The organism is Nonomuraea sp. WAC 01424, assembly GCF_003947315.1.
GTDB lineage: Bacteria > Actinomycetota > Actinomycetes > Streptosporangiales > Streptosporangiaceae > Nonomuraea > Nonomuraea spiralis.
Map to the genome: position 1 here is coordinate 84036 of NZ_QHHZ01000005.1, position 15910 is coordinate 99945.

Sequence of the window (15910 nt, forward strand, 5' to 3'; positions counted from 1 at the left end):
CGGCCCCCCGGGATCCTGTACCGCCCGATCGTGCTGGACGGCCCGGAGGGCGCCGCGACGTGTCCTCTTGGTCGATTCCTATTACGGCCGACACCGCGCAGCCGTGATCTCGACATGCGAAGGACAGGTGTTTGCGTGCTCAATTCGGATAATGGGCTATCTCGCTGGGCCAGGATTGCCCGGCCCGTCGCCTATATGACATGTCCTTGACGGAAAACGCGGACACACCTGGGGTTTGACTCAGTACCAACGGTGGGATTGGAAGTGCCCCCACGCGCGACACGGCGAGCCGTACCGCTGCTTGATGTAGCCCAGGCCCCACCTGATCTGGGTACGCGGGTTCGTGCGCCAGTCGGCGCCCGAGGAGGCCATCTTGTGGCCCGGGAGGGCCTGCGGGATGCCGTAGGCGCCCGACCGGTTGCCGGCCCTGTGGTTCCAGCCGCTCTCTCTGGCCCAGAGTCTGACCAGGCAGCCGAAGTTCGCCGCGCCCCAGCCGCGCTGCGCGACCAGGGATCTGGCGATGGCCTTGTTCCTGCCACTGCTCTGGGAGCTCTGCGCCTGTGCGGCCGTGGCGCCGGTCGCCGCCACGAGCGTGGCGGTCACGACCAGGACACCGGTACGGCGGAGCATGGGCATGCGGATTCCCTTTCGAAGGGGACGGGGACCGCGTCACCCTGCCTGACAAACACCCTTCTTTGCTAATTGACCATGAAAAATCATGCCGAATTCCAAGATCGCGACATAATGCTATTCAGGGGGTTTAGGGGAAAAATGAGGAATAGGTCACATTCTGCGGCGGGCGTCGTTCTGTAAGCTTCAGATCATGAGTCTTCGCGACATCCCGGTCCGCACCCTCGCGGACGACCCCACCACGCTCGGCGACCTCGCCGGCGACAAGGCCGTGCTCCTGGTCAACGTGGCCTCCCGCTGCGGCCTGACCCCCCAGTACGCCGCCCTGGTCAAGCTCCAGCAGGACTACGGCACGCGCGGCTTCAGCGTGATCGGCATGCCCTGCAACCAGTTCGCCGGCCAGGAGCCCGGCACGGCGGAGGAGATCCAGGCGTTCTGCTCGGCGACCTACGGCGTCGACTTCCCGCTGCTGGCCAAGGCCGACGTCAACGGCCCCGGCCGCCACCCGCTCTACGACGGGCTCACCCAGACCGCCGACGAGGAGGGCGCGGCGGGCGACGTCCAGTGGAACTTCGAGAAGTTCCTGCTCGACCGCGAGGGCAACGTCGTGGCCCGTTTCCGGCCCCGTACCGCCCCAGACGACCCGGCCGTCGTCGCGGCCATCGAGAAGCTGCTCTAGCGGGCGCGCCGGCGTTCGTAGGTCTGGAAGGCGGCGCAGCACACCAGCAGCGCCAGCGCGAACACCGGCAGCCAGGCCAGCCGGGCCGCCACCCAGCCGAGCCCGTCGGGCGCCGTGTGCAGGCCGGGCAGCGCGTCGCCGCGCAGCGGGCCGGGCAGCGCCCGGCTCGCCAGCAGGCCGAGCTCGGTCACCGCGATCATCGCGGTCTGGTGCCAGAGGAAGATCGTCATTGCGGCCAGGTTCGCCACGGCCACTGCCGCCCACGCGGCCGGCCGGCGCAGCAGCCGGCGCAGCGGGCCGAGCAGCAGCAGCGCCGCGCCACACTGGGCGAGCCCGAACGCCACGGCCGCGAGCGAGGGCGGGTCGAGGTTGGAGACCGGCGCGCCCGGCACCCCGACCATGGTCGCCGGATACCCGCCCCACACCACCAGCGCCACGGCCCCGGCGCCGCCGCCGGCCAGCAGCGTCCAGCCGGTGGCCCGGCTCCGCAGCGCCCCCCTGGCCCACGCCGCCCCCAGGCAGTACGGCACCAGCCACCCCGCCGCGACGTTCACCCACCACAACCACCCCGGCCCGCCCGGCCCGAACCGCACCAGGTCGGCGGCCGCGACCGCGGCGAGCGGCCAGGCCGGATGCAGCCGGGCCACCAGCGGGGTGGCCGCCGTCAGCCCGGCGAACACCAGCAGGAACCACATCGGCGCCACCACCAGCCTGACCAGCGCCCGCACGTCCTCCAGCGCCACGCCGGAGGCGAGCATCACGACCGCCGCCACGGCCCACACCGCCGACACGACCGCCACCGGCCGGAACAGCCGGCCCAGCCGTCCGAGCAGCCACGGGCCGTACCCGATGCCCGCGGCCCGCGCCGAACGGTAGCCCTTCGCCCCGACCAGGCCGCCCACCAGGAAGAAGATCGCCAGCATCTGGAACGCCCACGACACCGGGGCGAGTTGCGGCAGGCTCCGCAGCGGGCTGGTCACCCGCAGGCTGCCGCTGTCGGTGACCACGGCGGTCACCAGCCAGTGCCCGGCCACCACGCCGAGGATGGCCAGCGCCCGCAGGGCGTCGAGGGCCCGGTCGCGCCCCTGTGGCGTCCGGTCCTCGATCCGGGCGACGAACGCGCGCAGGCCGGAGGGCGACGGGGAAGTGCGGAGCGCGGAGTCAGACATCCTGGCCGGCCTCTCCCGAGACGATGCGGGCGATGGCCGCCGGCGCGGGGGAGCCGGGGCCCAGGTAGTCGCTGTGGCCGCCGCCGCCCGCCGCGAAGACGTGGGCGCCGAACCCGGGCGAGACCGGGTCGTCCCCCAGCCCGATCGTCACGAACGGCAATTCGACCAGCGCGTGGGGCACGCCGCCGATCCAGTCGCCGCCGCCGCGCGCGGCCCACACCGTCGCGCGGGTGCGCATCGCGGCGACGTCCCGGACGCCCGCGCCGGGGCTGCCGGTCAGCACGATGTCGGACACGTCCAGGCCCGGGGCGGCCCGGCCGCACACGACCGAGCCGTAGGAGTGACACACGAGTGACAGGCGGGCGCCGGGCCTGAGCGCGCGCAACTCCCGTACGGACGCGCGCAGTCCCGGCACGGCCTCGTCGGCCCGCGAGGGTGTCAGCACGTCGAGGCTGAGCATGGCGGGCGTGCGGTAACCGGCCCAGGCGATGACCGCCGAGCCGTCCCCGAGCGCCTCGCGCAGCCGGGTCGCGCCGGCACGCAGGCGGTCGTACCGGTCGAGGTTCGTGTCGGAGCCGGGCACGAGGACGGCGATGCGCCGGGCCGTCGCGAGGTCGCCGAAGACCTCCGCGGTCCGGCCGCCGTCGCGCCCGTCGAAGGACAGGAACGTGCGGGAGTCGTCGGCCATCGCGCGCAACGCCGCCGCGCGCGATCGGTGGCCGTGGGCGGCGGCGGCGCGCTCGGCGGCCAGGACGGCGGCGCGGCTCGCGGCGTACCGCTCGGCGAGCGCGGCGGGGGTCGCGGCGCTCAGCGGCGCCACGGCGGCGGGTACGGGCGCGGGCACCGCCGCGGACCCGGCGGCGCCGGACGCCGGCAGCGCCACCGAGGCGGTGACGAGCACGGCGAGCAGACGGTTCCTGAGCGATGCCATCGCGGTCCTTCCGTGCCGGTTGTCCTTGTCGGCACCGAAGGTAGGGATCGCGGGCCGTAGTCGGCTTCCCGCTGGAGGATGCACCTTTCGCGTAGCTCTGAGGTACTACCTGGCTGACACTCCTTAGCAGTGTTACATTAGCGGTGCTAAGGAGGCGCCATGCTCACCGTGACATCCGCCGACGGGACCGAGGTCCGGGCGATCGACGAAGGACGCGGGCCGGCGATCGTCGTCCTGCACGCGGGGCTCGACGACGGCACCCAGTGGGGCCGGGTCGCGCGGCTGCTCGCGCCGCGGTTCCGGGTCGTGCGCGTACGACGCCGCCAGTACCGGCAGGACCTCGTCCCGCCCGCCACCATGGCGCAGGAGGCCGCCGACGTGGCGGCGGTGGCGGCGGTGCTCGGCGGTCCCGCGCTGCTCGTCGGCCACTCCTCGGGCGGGGTGGCCGCCCTGGAGTCCCTGCTCGCCGCCCCGGACGCCTTCGCGGGCGCGGTCCTGTACGAGCCGCCCGTCCCCCTCGGCCCCTCGCTCGGCGGGGCGGCGAGCGCCGTGGTCGAGGCGGCCCTGGCCGACGGGCGGCCGGGGCGGGCGATGCGCGTCCTGTTCAGGGACGTCGTGGGCCTGTCGCCGCCCGTGGCCCTGCTGGCCGCCCTGGCGGTGGCCTGCCACCGGCCGTCGCGGGCGCTGGTGCCCCACCAGGTCGACGACCTGCTGGCGATCGACGCCCTGGGCGACCGCATGGCGGCGTACGCGGGGATCCGCGTGCCGGTGGTGCTGCTCGGCGGCGAGCGCAGCCCGGCGCACCTCGGCGCGCGGCTCGACGCCCTGCGGGAGGCGATCCCCGGCGCGCGGCGGGTCACGCTGCGCCGGGAAGGGCACGGCGCGCACCTCAGGGCGTCGCGGGCGGTGGCCGACGTGATCGAGGCCCACGCCGACGCCGTCCTCGGACGTCAGCGGTCGTGAGGCCCGGGGCGGGCGGTGGTCAGCGGCGGGGGCCGCAGCTTCCCCGGATGATCAGCTCGGTGGGCAGGACCACGCTGCGGGCCCGGCGGGTGCCCTCGCGCAACACCAGCTCGCAGGCCCGGTAGCCCATGTCCCGTCCCGGCTGGGCGATCACGGTCAGCGGCGGGGCGCACAGCTCGGCCCACGGCACGTCGTCGTACATCACCAGCGAGACGTCCTTCGGCACCCGCAGGTCCAGCTCGCGGGCCGCCAGCACGGCCGCCTCGCCCAGGACGTTGCCGCCCGCGACGACGGCCGACAGGTCGGGACGGCTCTGGAACAGGCCGGAGGCGGCGGCGTAGGCCGAGTCGCGGCTGCCGGTGCCGAACACGACCAGTTCCTCGTCCACCGGCGCGCCCACGGCCTCGCGGAAGGCGGCCGCGCGCCGGTCGTGTCCCGGGCCGCCGAGGAAGGCGATGCGCCGGTGGCCGAGGCCCCTGAGGTAGCGCACGGCCGTACGGATGCCGGCGCGGTCGTCGGCCAGGACGGCGGGCACGTCCAGAGGGCGGGCGGCGCTCTCCGGCACGCGCGGGCGGGCGGCCAGGCCGTCGAGGAGCAGGAGGTCGTCGAGGGCGTGCTCGGCCGGGTCTCGGTCGTTCTCCTCCTCGCGTACGGCCTCGGGGGGCAGGCGGTCGGCGAAGACCACCGTCATGCCCGCCCTGACCGCCGGGGCCCACGTCTCGGCGTCGCCGGAGGGCACCGCGATGACCCGGTCGACGCTCTGTTCGAGGAGCATGCCGATCAGCTCGGCCTCCTGCTCGGGATCGCCGCCCGTCGAGCCCATCACGACCGGCTCGCCGGAGGACCGGGCGCAGGCGAGCACGCCTTCGGAGAGCTGGCCGTAGAAGGTGTCGGTCAGGTCGGGCACCAGCAGGCCCAGGCCGCCCGTACGGCGCTGGCGCAGGTTGCGGCCGAGCGCGCTGGGCCGGTAGTCGAGCTGGGCGGCGACGGCCAGGACCCGCTCCCTGGTGCTCGCGCTGGCCGAGCCGCCGGACAACACCCGGGACACGGTCACCGCGCCGCCGCCCGCCGCCTCGGCCACATCCTTGATCGTCGCCCGCTTCTCCATGGAAACGATTCCATCATGGATTCCGTCCCGCCGGAAGAGTGCCGGGTCCACAAAGGCTGGTCACGCGGTACCCCTTGACACGGATGTCCGTTTCGGGTGAGATACGTGAAAACGTATCCACGGGAACCGAGAACCAACGTCCGGGCCGATCGCCCTGGAGCGCGAAGGAATGTCATGGCATCCATCGTTCTGACGAACGTCGACAAGATCTACGCCGGTGGCGTGAAGGCCGTGAACGGGCTCAACCTTGAGATCAAGGATGGCGAGTTCATGGTGCTGGTCGGCCCATCCGGTTGCGGCAAGTCGACCGCGCTCCGGATGATCGCCGGCCTTGAGGACATCAGCGGTGGCGAGATCGCCATCGGCGACAAGGTGGTCAACCACCTGCCGCCCAAGGACCGCGACATCGCGATGGTCTTCCAGAACTACGCCCTCTACCCGCACATGACGGTCGAGGAGAACCTCGCCTTCGGCCTCAAGCTTCGCAAGATGCCCAAGCCGGAGATCCAGAAGCGGGTCAACGAGGCTGCCAAGATGCTCGGCCTGGAGACCTACCTCAAGCGCAAGCCGGCCGCCCTGTCCGGTGGTCAGCGCCAGCGTGTCGCCATGGGCCGCGCCATCGTCCGCGAGCCGCAGGCCTTCCTCATGGACGAGCCGCTGTCGAACCTCGACGCCAAGCTCCGCGTCTCGATGCGCGCCTCGCTCAACACCCTGCACGAGCGCCTCGGCGTCACCACCGTGTACGTCACCCACGACCAGGTCGAGGCCATGACCCTGGGCGACCGCGTCTGCGTGCTGCGCGACGGTCTGCTCCAGCAGGTCGACACCCCGCAGAACCTGTTCGACAAGCCGGTCAACCTGTTCGTCGCCGGCTTCATGGGCTCGCCCTCGATGAACTTCGTCACCGCCGAGCTGGTCCGCGACAACGGCGTGTCCGTGCGCTTCGCCGACATCACGCTGCCGATCCCCGACTCGGCCTTCGCCGACAAGCCGGGCCTCGACCAGTACGTCGGCAAGAAGGTCATCCTCGGCATCCGCCCGTCCGACTTCGAGGACGCCAACTCGGCCGGCAGCCACGCCAACGGCTGGGCCACCCTGCCCGTCAAGGCGGAGGTCACCGAGGAGCTGGGCTCCGAGATCAACGTGCTGTTCCTGATCGACGCCCCGCCGGTCGAGCACAAGGACACCGTCGCCGCCGCCGACACGGGCGACGACGAGGAGGCGGCGCTGCCGCTCGTGGGCGACAAGTCCCTGTGGACCGCCCGCGTCAACGCCCGCAGCCACGCGCGTCCCGGCCAGCGCATCGACCTGGTGCTGGACACGCACAACCTGCACTTCTTCGACCCGACGAGCGGCCTGGCCATCGGCCACGAGGCCAACCGCTAGCCGGACCCACCGGAACTGCCGGTTCCCGGCCGTGAGTTCCTCACGGCCGTCCCGGGCCCCCACCGCGACCCCCTCCCGCGGCGGGGGCCCACTTCGTTCGCATCGGTCCGTACGGCGGCGCCGCCCGGATCAGCGGCGGCCGATCCGGGCCGAGACGCGCCCGGCCAGGTTGTGCGGCACCAGCTTGCCGATCGCCACGATGGCCTTATAACGCAGGTCGGGCACCGAGACCCGCTTGCCGAGCGCCAGGTCGCGCATGGCCTCCCTGACCACGTTGTCGGCCTTCAGCCACAGGAACCCGGGGATGCCCGAGGTGTCCATGGACGCCCGCTGGTGGAACTCCGTTCGCACGAAACCCGGGCAGAGCGCCATGATCCGGATGCGCGGGTTGCGTACGTCCGCGGCGGCGGACTCGCTGAAGTTGACCACCCACGCCTTGGACGCGCTGTAGGTGCCGCGCGAGAAGAACGCCGCGACGGACGCCACGTTGATCACCGCGCCCCTGTCGCGCTTCCGCATCGCCGGCAGCGCCGCCAGCGTGAGCCGCAGCACGGCCTCGCAGTGGACCTTGAGCATGCGCAGCTCGTCCTCGACCGGCACCTTCAGGAAGTCGCCGGGGTGGCCGAAGCCGGCGTTGTTCACCAGCAGGTCGACGCCGTCGCGAAGCCTCGACTCGACCTTGGCCAGACCCTCCTCGGTGGCCAGGTCGGCGGGCAGCACCTCGACGCTCACGCCGTACCTGAGCTTGAGCTGGTCGGCGGTCTGGGCGAGCCGGTGCTCGTCACGCGCGACCAGGACGAGCGAGCAGGCGTCGGCGGCCAGGCGCCGGGCGAAGGCGGCGCCGATGCCGGCGGTGGCGCCGGTGATCAATGCGGTAGGCATGCACTGAACCTTAACGTCCCCGGTCGGGCGTGCGAGTATGGACGGCGTGCGCCCCCTCGCGGCCGTGCTCCTCCTGGCCCTCACCGCCTGCTCGGCCCCCTCGCCCCCACCCGGCCCGGCCCCCAAGTCCGCCCCCGCGTCCAAGTCCGCCCCCGCCTCCACTCCCGCGCCCGCCGCCACGTCGGCGAGCCCCGGTGGGAAGGCCACGCGCGGGCAGGTGCGCTTCCACGAGATCGGCAGGTTCGAACGGCCCGTCGCCTTCGCCGTGCGCAAGGGAGACAAACGGCTCTACGTCGCCGAGCAAGGCGGCCGGCTGCGCACCACCGGCGACGGCTCGAACACCGGCGCGAACACCGGCTCGAACGGGCGCGCGGGCGGGGACGTCGTCGTGGACCTGTCGCGGGAGGTGAGCGGCGGCAACGAGCAGGGCCTGCTCGGCGTGGCCTTCCACCCCTCGGGCCGCTGGCTCTACCTCGACTGGACCGACACCGGCGGCACCACCCACGTCACCGAATGGGCCTACGACGGCCACCGCGCCACCGGCCGGCGCGACGTGCTCACCCAGGAGCAGCCCTACGCCAACCACAACGGCGGCCAGCTCGCCTTCGGCCCCGACGGCCACCTCTACGTCGGGCTCGGCGACGGCGGCAGCGCGGGCGACCCCCAGGGCAACGGCCAGGACCTCGGCACGCTGCTCGGCAAGATCCTGCGCATCGACCCGCGCGGCAAACCGTACGAGGTGCCGCGGGACAACCCGTTCGTGGGCGAGCGCGGCGCGCGTACCGAGATCTGGGCCTACGGCCTGCGCAACCCCTGGCGGTTCGGCTTCGACCGGGAGAGCGGCGACCTGTGGATCGGCGACGTCGGCCAGGACGAGCAGGAGGAGGTCGACCACCAGCCCGCGGCATCCGGAGGCGGGGAGAACTACGGCTGGAACCTGCGCGAGGGCGAGCGGCCCTTCCGCGGCGGCAAGGGCCGCGGGCTGACCGATCCGGTCATCACCTACCCGCTGCACAAGGACGGCAACTGCTCGGTCATCGCCGGTTACGTCTATCGCGGCGCCGAACTGCCCTGGTTGCGGGGCAGCTTCCTGTACGGGGACTTCTGCGCGGGCTGGGTCAGGGCCGTGCCGGCGGCCGGACCGGGCAAGCGAGGCAGGGCGGCGGAATCGGGCAAGGTGACCGAGCTGGGCACGGTCGAACAACTCTCGTCGTTCGGCGAAGGGCTCGACGGCGAGCTGTACGCGCTCAGCCTGCGGGGTCCGCTCTACCGGATCGAGCCTGCCTGACCCGCTCGATCAGCTCCTCCACCTGGTCGTTGAGGCGCGATCCGCGGGTCCAGCCGGCGTAGTGGGTCAGGAACACCACCACCTCCCGCAGCTCGCTCTCGGTGAGGTCGCCCGCGCGCAGCGCGACGTCGAGCTGCACGCCGGTCATCTCGTCGAGGCCCTGTCCGACGAGCAGCCCGAGAAGGAGCAGACGGCGCTCCCTGTCCGACAGGGCGGTCCTCGACCAGAGGTCGGCGAACTGCCGCTCGGCCATCATGCCGAAGGAGTCGACGGTCTCAATCGCGGGTTCTTTCATGGCGTGCTCCGGTGCTCGGGATGAGGTCCTCATATCCTTTGCTACTTCCTGTGGTGGGCCAATGGGGGTTGCAGGAACGTTGTATCCCGGGCGACCGTGGAGTGTGACGGCCCCGCTGGTGGGGGCCCGGATTGGGTCTGTAACAAGTAAAGCCAATCAATGGCCAAGATTTGGTCAAGATTTCTCACCGTGCGTCCGGCCTCATTCAGCGGGAAAGCGGGCACAACAACTCCGTCGGTCCGTAAAGCGGAGGTAAGCCCTGGTGAAAAAGACACGGGCTTGGGTCGCGCTCATGGTCGCGATCTCCATGCTGTCGGCCTGCGGGCAGCCGGATTTCACCTACGTACGGGACAGGGAAGGCACCACCTACTTCAAGGTGCCCGCCTCGTTCACCCAGCTCAACGCCACTCCGATCGAGTTGTACCTGACCGGTGACCAGCCGGACTCCCAGGCCGCCGTCATGCGGGCGCAGCGGGTCTGGTCCACCGCCTTCGACCAGTCGGCCGAGCCGACCGTCAACCATCTGCTGAGCTCGTCCGACCCCTTCGTGTACGCCACCGTGCACAAGCTCACCGAGCAGCAGCGCGACGCGGTCTCGCTGAACCGGCTGCGCGACTTCGTCCTGCCGGTGACGGACCAGATGCGCCAGCTCTACGAGCAACAGGCCATGGCGAGCGGCCGGCCACCCATGTTCGGCGAGTTCGAGCTTCTCAACGACGAGGTCCTCACCCTGGACGACGGCGCCAGAGGCGTACGGGTCCGCTTCAACTACCAGATCGGCACCGACGTCCAGACGTTCGACCAGACCGCGATCCTCGACGAGAAGGGCGCGACGGTCTCGGTCATGCTCATCGGCTGCCAGGCGATCTGCTACCGCAAGCGCGGCGCCGAGTTCGACAAGATCGCCGGTTCGTTCAAGCTGCTCCGGATGCCCGGATGAGGGAGCGTCAGTGACCACCACCGTTCAGCACGAAGGGCTGCGCGCCCCCGGCAGCGGGCCCTCCGACCCGGACTCCGTGACCAGGAAGAAGATGCAGTTCTGGGACCGGAGCAAGTTCCTCGTCGCGCTGGTCCTGGCCTACCTGATCCTCACCTGGAAGGTGATGGCCGACTGGACCGGGGTCGTCACCTTCCCCGAGGCCGCCCAGAAGATCGGCTACGAGTACCAGTGGATCTTCTGGCTGCTCGGCGCCGAGGCCGCGCGGCAACTGCACTTCTTCGTCAGCGAGCACTGGTCGGGCTATCACCGGTTCTGGAGCCAGAAGGTCTTCGGCGGCTTCGAACGCTGGACGCACCGGCGCTTCGACGACTGGACCAGGTACCGGATCTCCCGGGCACTCAAGATCGCCTTCTTCGTCACGCTGACCGCGCTCGTGGCGGGCGCGGTGCTGGACGTCAGCCCGTTCGTCGCCCTGTTGCAGGCGCCGACGCTGATCTGGCAGGCGCTGCCGTTCCTGATGCAGATCGTCTTCCTGTTCTTCTTCGTCATCATCCAGTTCGTCGGCCTGTTCTGGTTCCTGTCCAGGGGCGGCGTGGAGACGTACTTCCCCGACGACATCAAGACCCGCTTCGCCGACGTCTGGGGCCAGGACCACGTGGTCGAGCGGGTGCAGGAGAACATCGTCTTCCTGGAGCGGCCGGACGAGATCGAGCGGCGCGGCGGGTACGTGCCCAGCGGCCTGCTGCTGTGGGGCCCGCCCGGCACCGGCAAGACGCTGATGGCCGAGGCCGTGGCGGGGGAGACCGGCAAGCCGTACGTGTTCGTGGATCCGGGAGCCTTCACGAACATGTTCATGGGCGTCGGCATCCTGAAGGTCAAGGGCCTGTTCAGGAAGCTGCGCAAGCTGGCGCTGCGGTACGGCGGCGTGATCGTCTTCTTCGACGAGGCCGACTCGCTCGGCAAACGCGGCAAGCTGGCCCAGCAGGGCCCGCCGGGCCAGGGCGGCTTCTCGGCGCACTCCGGCTGCCACGGCATGACGTACCTGTCGGAGGAGACCCGCTCGGTGCTGGCCTTCAAGGGGCGGCGCGAGGCCGACGACGCGCCGGGCAGCTGGCGCGAACGGTTCTTCGCCGGCGGCGGCATGATGAACAGCGGCGACCCCGGCACGCTCCAGGCGCTGCTCACCGAGCTGTCCGGGCTCAAGAAGCCGCGCGGCTTCTTCAACCGGCTGGTCAGGCGGCTGCTCGGGATGCGCCCCAAGCCGCCGCCCAAATACCGCATCCTCGTCATGATGGCCACCAACCGGCCCGACGCGCTGGACGAGGCGCTGCTGCGGCCGGGCCGCATCGACCGCATCTACAAGGTCGGCTACCCGTCCAAGGCCGGACGGGTCCGCACGTACCAGGGCTATTTCGACAAGGTCGAGCACGAGCTCACCGGGCACCAGATCGACAAGCTGGCCACGATCACGCCGTACGCGACCGGGGCGACGATCAAGGACCTGGTCAACGAGTCGCTGATCACCGCGATCCGCGACGGGCGGGAGATCATCACCTGGTCGGACGTGCTGCGCGCCAAGCGGCTCAAGCAGCTCGGCCCGCCCGAGGACGTCGAGTACATCGAACGCGAGCGGCACGCCGTGGCCGTGCACGAGGCGTGCCACGCCGTCGTGGCGTACGTGACCCGCTTCCACCTGGAGATCGACATCGCCACGATCGAGAAGGGCGCCGACTACCTGGGCATGGTCGCCTCGATCAAGCCCGAGGACCAGTTCACCCGCTGGAAGTCCGAGTACGAGGCCGACATCATGGTCTCCCTGGCCTCGCTGGCCGGTGAGCGCATGTTCTTCGGCGAGGACAACTCCTCCGGCGTCTCCGGCGACCTGCACGCGGCCACGTTCCTCACCGCGCTGATGGAGTCGTACTGGGGGATGGGGTCCGGTGTCACCTCGCTGCCCGCGCTCCAGGAGCTGGAGATCCACGGAGGCAAGGCCATGCGCGCCCGCGGCGCGGGCGGCGGCATCGGCATCACCGAGCGGGAGCCGGTCCGCGCCCAGCCCGACCTGACGCCCGACGTGCTGGGCGAGCGCATCGAGTTCAACCTGGTGCGCCTGCTGGAGAAGACCGAGCGGCTGCTGGAGGAGCACCGCAGGGAGGTCCTGTGCCTGGCGCACGCGCTGGAGACGCACAAGACGCTCAACGGCGACGACGTGGTGGCCATCATCCGCGGGGAGCCGGGACCGCTCGTCGACGGCACCATCTACGCCTCCGACGAGCTCTACGGGCAGCTTGAGGAGTACCACCACGACGCGGCCAGGGCGCACAAGGAGCACAGCCGCATCGAGCGCGAGCTGCCCGGCCCGGTTGAGCGGGAGGCCGAGCTCCAGGCGGTCGCCTTCGCCGCCCCGGGCGCGGGCACGGCCGTGGCGCAGGTGCTCACGGCCGGGGTCACCCACGTGGAACAGGGGATGGATCAGGGCGTGGACCGGCCCGAGTTCGTGCCGTGGGCGCCCGGAACCCGGCCCGCCCCGATCCCGATGGCGGCTCCGGTGGCGGTCGTCGGGGTGGTGCCCGAGCCCCGGCGCCGGGGCGCCGGGCGGGCCTGGTTGCTGCTGCTCAGCGTGCTCGGGCTGATCGTGCTGGCCCTCCTCGCGGCGCTGGCGGTGACCGGCGGCGTGCCGGGCGTGGGCGCGAGCGTCGCGGCGGCCCCCGCGGTCGCCTCGCCGGGGCTGCTGCTCCTGCTGTTCGTCGTGGTCGTCGCGGTGATCGTGGGCGCCGGGCTCGCGTTCGTGGCGGTCAGGAGCGTACGGGCGGCGCAGGCCAAGGCCGAACGCGAGCGCGACGAGGCCCACCGGCGGGCCCAGCTCCTGGCCGCGGCCATGGATCCGGACACCGCCATGCGCCTGCTCGGCTACGACGGGAACGGGAACGGGAACGGGGTTGATGGGCGGGTCTGAGCCGATGGGTCACTTTATGGACACATAGAGTGAGGAGGCATGAGCACGGACGGCGTCGTACGCAGCCTGGTCCCCGCCCGCATGGACCGCCTGCCGTGGGCGCCGTTCCACACCCGGCTGGTGATCGCGCTCGGCGTGGCCTGGGTGCTCGACGGGCTGGAGATCACCATCGCCGGCAACGTCGGGGCGTTCCTGCAGCGTCCCGACACGCTCGGCTTCACCTCCGCGCAGGTGGGCCTGGCGGCGACCGTCTACCTGATCGGCGAGGTGGCCGGCGCGCTCTACTTCGGCTGGTTGTCCGACCGGCTCGGCCGCAGGCGGTTGTTCATCCTCACGCTCGGCGTCTACCTGGTCGCCAGCGGCCTGACCGCGCTGTCGTGGGACCTGTGGAGCTTCCTGCTGCTGCGCTTCGTGGCCGGGGCCGGCATCGGCGGCGAGTACGCGGCCGTCAACTCCGCCATCGACGAGATGATCCCCTCCCATTACCGGGGGCGCGTCGACCTGGCCGTCAACGGCACGTACTGGCTGGGGTCGCTGCTGGCCACCTCGGTCACGTTCCTGCTGCTGCACCCGGGCGGGCCGCTGGATCCCGACTGGGCCTGGCGGCTGGGGTTCGTGGTCGGGCCGGTGATCGGCCTGGCCATCTGGCGGCTGCGCAGGCACCTGCCGGAGAGCCCGCGCTGGCTGATGACGCACGGTCGCGAGGAGGAGGCCGAGCAGGTCGTCGGCCGCATCGAGCGGGAGGTCGAGCGGGAGGACCGGGTCACGCTGGAACCGGTGCCGCAGGAACAGGCGCTGGAGGTCGTGCCCGAGCACCACGCGCCGCTGTCGCAGGTCGCAAGGACGCTGTTCCGCACCTACCCCGAGCGTTCGGTGCTGAGCGCGACGCTGATGATCTGCCAGTCGTTCCTGTACAACGCGATCTTCTTCACGTACGCGCTGGTGCTGACCCACTTCTACGGGGTTCCGGCGGGTTCGGTGCCGCAGTACATGTTCGCGTTCGCGGCCGGGAACCTGCTCGGGCCCCTGCTGCTGGGCAAGCTGTTCGACACGGTCGGGCGCCGGCAGATGATCTCGGCCACGTACATCGCCTCGGGGCTGCTGCTGGCGGTGACCGGGTGGCTGTTCAAGGAGGGGGCGCTGACGGCGGTCACGCAGACCGTGTTGTGGTCGGTGATCTTCTTCATCGCCTCGGCGGCGGCCAGCTCGGCGTACCTGACCGTCAGCGAGATCTTCCCCATCGAGCTGCGGGCCCAGGCCATCGCGATCTTCTTCGCGCTCGGGCAGATCGCCGGGGCGTTCGGGCCGACGGTCTTCGCCTCGCTCATCGGCGACCAGAGCCGTCCCGACCCGACCAGGCTGTTCTACGGCTACTGCTTCGGCGCGGGCATGATGATCCTGGCCGGGCTGGTGGAGATCGTGTTCGGGGTGAAGGCCGAACGTACGCCGCTGGAGCACATCGCGGCGCCGCTGACCACGCGCCGGGCCCCTACCTAGACGCCGGGCCCCTGCTCGGACGCCTCGTGCTCGGCGCGCGCCCGGCGTACCAGGGCGGCCAGCCGGTCGTCGCCGGCGCCGCGGGCGCGCTGCCGGTCCGGCAGCTCCCGCAGCCGCGCCTCGGCGGCGGCCAGCTCGCGGAAGACCTCCTCCCGCCGCGCCGGCTCCTTCTCCACCTCCAGGTACTCCTGGGCGTGCCGGCGTACGGCCGACACCGCGTTCTGCGCCCGGCCCCGGGGGCTGGCCAGCGAGGCGGCCACGGTGACGAACAGCACGACGACGATCACCGACAGGGACAGGCCGGTGCTGATCTCGGTCACGTTCACCGGCTCGCCGTCGTTGATGAACGGCACGTTGTTCTCGTGCAGCGCGTGCAGGATGAGCTTGACGCCGATGAAGGCCAGGATGACCGCCAGGCCGTAGGCGAGGTAGACGAGCCGGTCCAGCAGGCCGTCGATGAGGAAGTAGAGCTGCCGCAGCCCGAGCAGGGAGAAGGCGGTGGCGGTGAAGACCAGGTAGACGTTCTGGGTGAGGCCGAAGATGGCCGGGATGGAGTCGAGCGCGAACAGCACGTCGGTGCCGGCCAGGGCGATCACGACCAGCAACATCGGCGTCATCACCCGCCTGCCGTCCCGCAACGTGAACAGCCTGTCGCCGTCGTAGGTGTCGGAGGCGCGGAACAGCTTGCGGGCCAGGCGGACCATGAGGTTGTCGGGGTGGTCCTCGCCGCCCTCGGGCCTGAGCAGGTTGCCCGCCGTGAGCAGCAGGATGAGGCCGAAGACGTAGAACACCCACGCGAACCGCTCGATCAGCGCGGCCCCGAGGAAGATGAACCCGGTCCTGGCCACCAGCGAGAACACGATGCCGAACAGCAGGGCCTTCTGCTGGTCGGCGCGCGGCACCCGGAAGCTCCCCATGATGACGAGGAAGACGAACAGGTTGTCGACCGACAGCGCCTTCTCGGTGACGTACCCGGCGAAGTACTCCGCGCCCGGCTCGGCGCCGCCGAACATCCACACGCCCACGCCGAACAGCAGGGCGATCCCGACGTACAGCGCGGACCAGACGGCCGCCTCGCGCAGCGTGGGGACGTGCGCCTGCCGTACGTGGAAGAAGAAGTCGAACAGCAGCAGACCGGCGATCCCCAGGATCGTCAGCCACCACACGGGTGTGGGCACGTCCACGC

At 71.3% G+C, this 15910-nt stretch carries 14 protein-coding genes; 7 read left to right on the forward strand and 7 right to left on the reverse strand.

The genetic code is table 11. The features are described 5' to 3' along the window. Positions 1 to 240 precede the first annotated feature (240 nt). Positions 241 to 636, reverse strand: a complete 396-nt coding sequence (locus DMB42_RS15300; RefSeq protein ID WP_312024732.1) for a transglycosylase SLT domain-containing protein — start codon at positions 634 to 636, stop codon at positions 241 to 243. Between the two features lie 187 nt (positions 637 to 823). On the opposite strand from DMB42_RS15300, the gene DMB42_RS15305 reads away from it, so the two are divergent. After that, positions 824 to 1309 carry a glutathione peroxidase gene (locus tag DMB42_RS15305; RefSeq protein WP_125635039.1) on the forward strand — a complete coding sequence of 162 codons (486 nt, stop codon included), beginning with the start codon at positions 824 to 826 and terminating at the stop codon, positions 1307 to 1309. On the opposite strand, the gene DMB42_RS15310 is transcribed toward DMB42_RS15305, so the two are convergent. Both DMB42_RS15310 and DMB42_RS15315 read right to left on the reverse strand, forming a co-directional pair. Continuing rightward, positions 1306 to 2478 (reverse strand): acyltransferase, encoded by a 1173-nt coding sequence (locus tag DMB42_RS15310; RefSeq protein WP_125635041.1) that lies wholly within the window; start codon positions 2476 to 2478, stop codon positions 1306 to 1308. The two genes, DMB42_RS15305 and DMB42_RS15310, sit on opposite strands and share 4 nt — an antisense overlap. Beyond that, a complete protein-coding gene (locus DMB42_RS15315) occupies positions 2471 to 3409 on the reverse strand; it encodes an alpha/beta hydrolase (protein ID WP_125635043.1) in 939 nt (312 codons plus the stop codon). The genes DMB42_RS15310 and DMB42_RS15315 overlap by 8 nt, the downstream gene beginning before the upstream one ends. Positions 3410 to 3568: 159 nt before the next feature. Between DMB42_RS15315 and DMB42_RS15320 the strand changes: the two genes are divergently transcribed. Next, complete coding sequence (locus DMB42_RS15320) at positions 3569 to 4372, forward strand: alpha/beta fold hydrolase (RefSeq protein WP_125635045.1); 804 nt, start codon at positions 3569 to 3571, stop codon at positions 4370 to 4372. A 19-nt stretch (positions 4373 to 4391) separates the two neighbouring features. Here DMB42_RS15320 and DMB42_RS15325 read toward each other — a convergent pair whose 3' ends face one another. Next, positions 4392 to 5480, reverse strand: a complete 1089-nt coding sequence (locus tag DMB42_RS15325) for a LacI family DNA-binding transcriptional regulator (protein WP_125635047.1) — start codon at positions 5478 to 5480, stop codon at positions 4392 to 4394. A gap of 174 nt (positions 5481 to 5654) precedes the next feature. On the opposite strand from DMB42_RS15325, the gene DMB42_RS15330 reads away from it, so the two are divergent. Then, positions 5655 to 6866 carry an ABC transporter ATP-binding protein gene (locus tag DMB42_RS15330; protein ID WP_125635049.1) on the forward strand — a complete coding sequence of 404 codons (1212 nt, stop codon included), beginning with the start codon at positions 5655 to 5657 and terminating at the stop codon, positions 6864 to 6866. A gap of 129 nt (positions 6867 to 6995) precedes the next feature. Here the strand turns inward: DMB42_RS15330 and DMB42_RS15335 are convergent, their stop codons facing one another. Further along, positions 6996 to 7748 (reverse strand): SDR family oxidoreductase, encoded by a 753-nt coding sequence (locus tag DMB42_RS15335; RefSeq protein WP_125635050.1) that lies wholly within the window; start codon positions 7746 to 7748, stop codon positions 6996 to 6998. Positions 7749 to 7794: 46 nt separating this feature from the next. Here DMB42_RS15335 and DMB42_RS15340 point away from each other — a divergent pair, with 46 nt between their 5' ends. Beyond that, positions 7795 to 9036 (forward strand): sorbosone dehydrogenase family protein, encoded by a 1242-nt coding sequence (locus tag DMB42_RS15340; RefSeq protein ID WP_260477707.1) that lies wholly within the window; start codon positions 7795 to 7797, stop codon positions 9034 to 9036. On the opposite strand, the gene DMB42_RS15345 is transcribed toward DMB42_RS15340, so the two are convergent. Beyond that, positions 8996 to 9331, reverse strand: a complete 336-nt coding sequence (locus DMB42_RS15345) for a carboxymuconolactone decarboxylase family protein (RefSeq protein WP_125635054.1) — start codon at positions 9329 to 9331, stop codon at positions 8996 to 8998. The genes DMB42_RS15340 and DMB42_RS15345 overlap by 41 nt on opposite strands. Before the next feature lie 262 nt (positions 9332 to 9593). On the opposite strand from DMB42_RS15345, the gene DMB42_RS15350 reads away from it, so the two are divergent. Genes DMB42_RS15350 through DMB42_RS15360 form a run of 3 tightly spaced genes read left to right on the forward strand, consistent with a single transcriptional unit; the run spans position 9594 to position 14724 of the window. Beyond that, the gene (locus DMB42_RS15350; protein ID WP_125635056.1) at positions 9594 to 10271 is read left to right on the forward strand and encodes a lipoprotein; all 678 of its coding nucleotides are present in this window, start codon (positions 9594 to 9596) and stop codon (positions 10269 to 10271) included. Positions 10272 to 10281: 10 nt separating this feature from the next. Beyond that, complete coding sequence (locus DMB42_RS15355; RefSeq protein ID WP_125635058.1) at positions 10282 to 13227, forward strand: AAA family ATPase; 2946 nt, start codon at positions 10282 to 10284, stop codon at positions 13225 to 13227. A gap of 39 nt (positions 13228 to 13266) precedes the next feature. Then, complete coding sequence (locus tag DMB42_RS15360) at positions 13267 to 14724, forward strand: MFS transporter (RefSeq protein WP_125635060.1); 1458 nt, start codon at positions 13267 to 13269, stop codon at positions 14722 to 14724. Here DMB42_RS15360 and DMB42_RS15365 read toward each other — a convergent pair. Further along, entirely contained in the window at positions 14721 to 15908 is a 1188-nt protein-coding gene (locus DMB42_RS15365; RefSeq protein WP_125635062.1) for a TerC family protein, read from the reverse strand. The two genes, DMB42_RS15360 and DMB42_RS15365, sit on opposite strands and share 4 nt — an antisense overlap. Positions 15909 to 15910 lie beyond the last annotated feature (2 nt).

What these genes read in the sequence shown, in the direction of transcription:
- DMB42_RS15300 (WP_312024732.1), bottom strand. Translation starts at nt 636, where the DNA reads ATGCCCATGCTCCGCCGTACCGGTGTCCTGGTCGTGACCGCCACGCTC.
- DMB42_RS15305 (WP_125635039.1), top strand. Translation starts at nt 824, where the DNA reads ATGAGTCTTCGCGACATCCCGGTCCGCACCCTCGCGGACGACCCCACC.
- DMB42_RS15310 (WP_125635041.1), bottom strand. Translation starts at nt 2,478, where the DNA reads ATGTCTGACTCCGCGCTCCGCACTTCCCCGTCGCCCTCCGGCCTGCGC.
- DMB42_RS15315 (WP_125635043.1), bottom strand. Translation starts at nt 3,409, where the DNA reads ATGGCATCGCTCAGGAACCGTCTGCTCGCCGTGCTCGTCACCGCCTCG.
- DMB42_RS15320 (WP_125635045.1), top strand. Translation starts at nt 3,569, where the DNA reads ATGCTCACCGTGACATCCGCCGACGGGACCGAGGTCCGGGCGATCGAC.
- DMB42_RS15325 (WP_125635047.1), bottom strand. Translation starts at nt 5,480, where the DNA reads ATGGAGAAGCGGGCGACGATCAAGGATGTGGCCGAGGCGGCGGGCGGC.
- DMB42_RS15330 (WP_125635049.1), top strand. Translation starts at nt 5,655, where the DNA reads ATGGCATCCATCGTTCTGACGAACGTCGACAAGATCTACGCCGGTGGC.
- DMB42_RS15335 (WP_125635050.1), bottom strand. Translation starts at nt 7,748, where the DNA reads ATGCCTACCGCATTGATCACCGGCGCCACCGCCGGCATCGGCGCCGCC.
- DMB42_RS15345 (WP_125635054.1), bottom strand. Translation starts at nt 9,331, where the DNA reads ATGAAAGAACCCGCGATTGAGACCGTCGACTCCTTCGGCATGATGGCC.
- DMB42_RS15360 (WP_125635060.1), top strand. Translation starts at nt 13,267, where the DNA reads ATGAGCACGGACGGCGTCGTACGCAGCCTGGTCCCCGCCCGCATGGAC.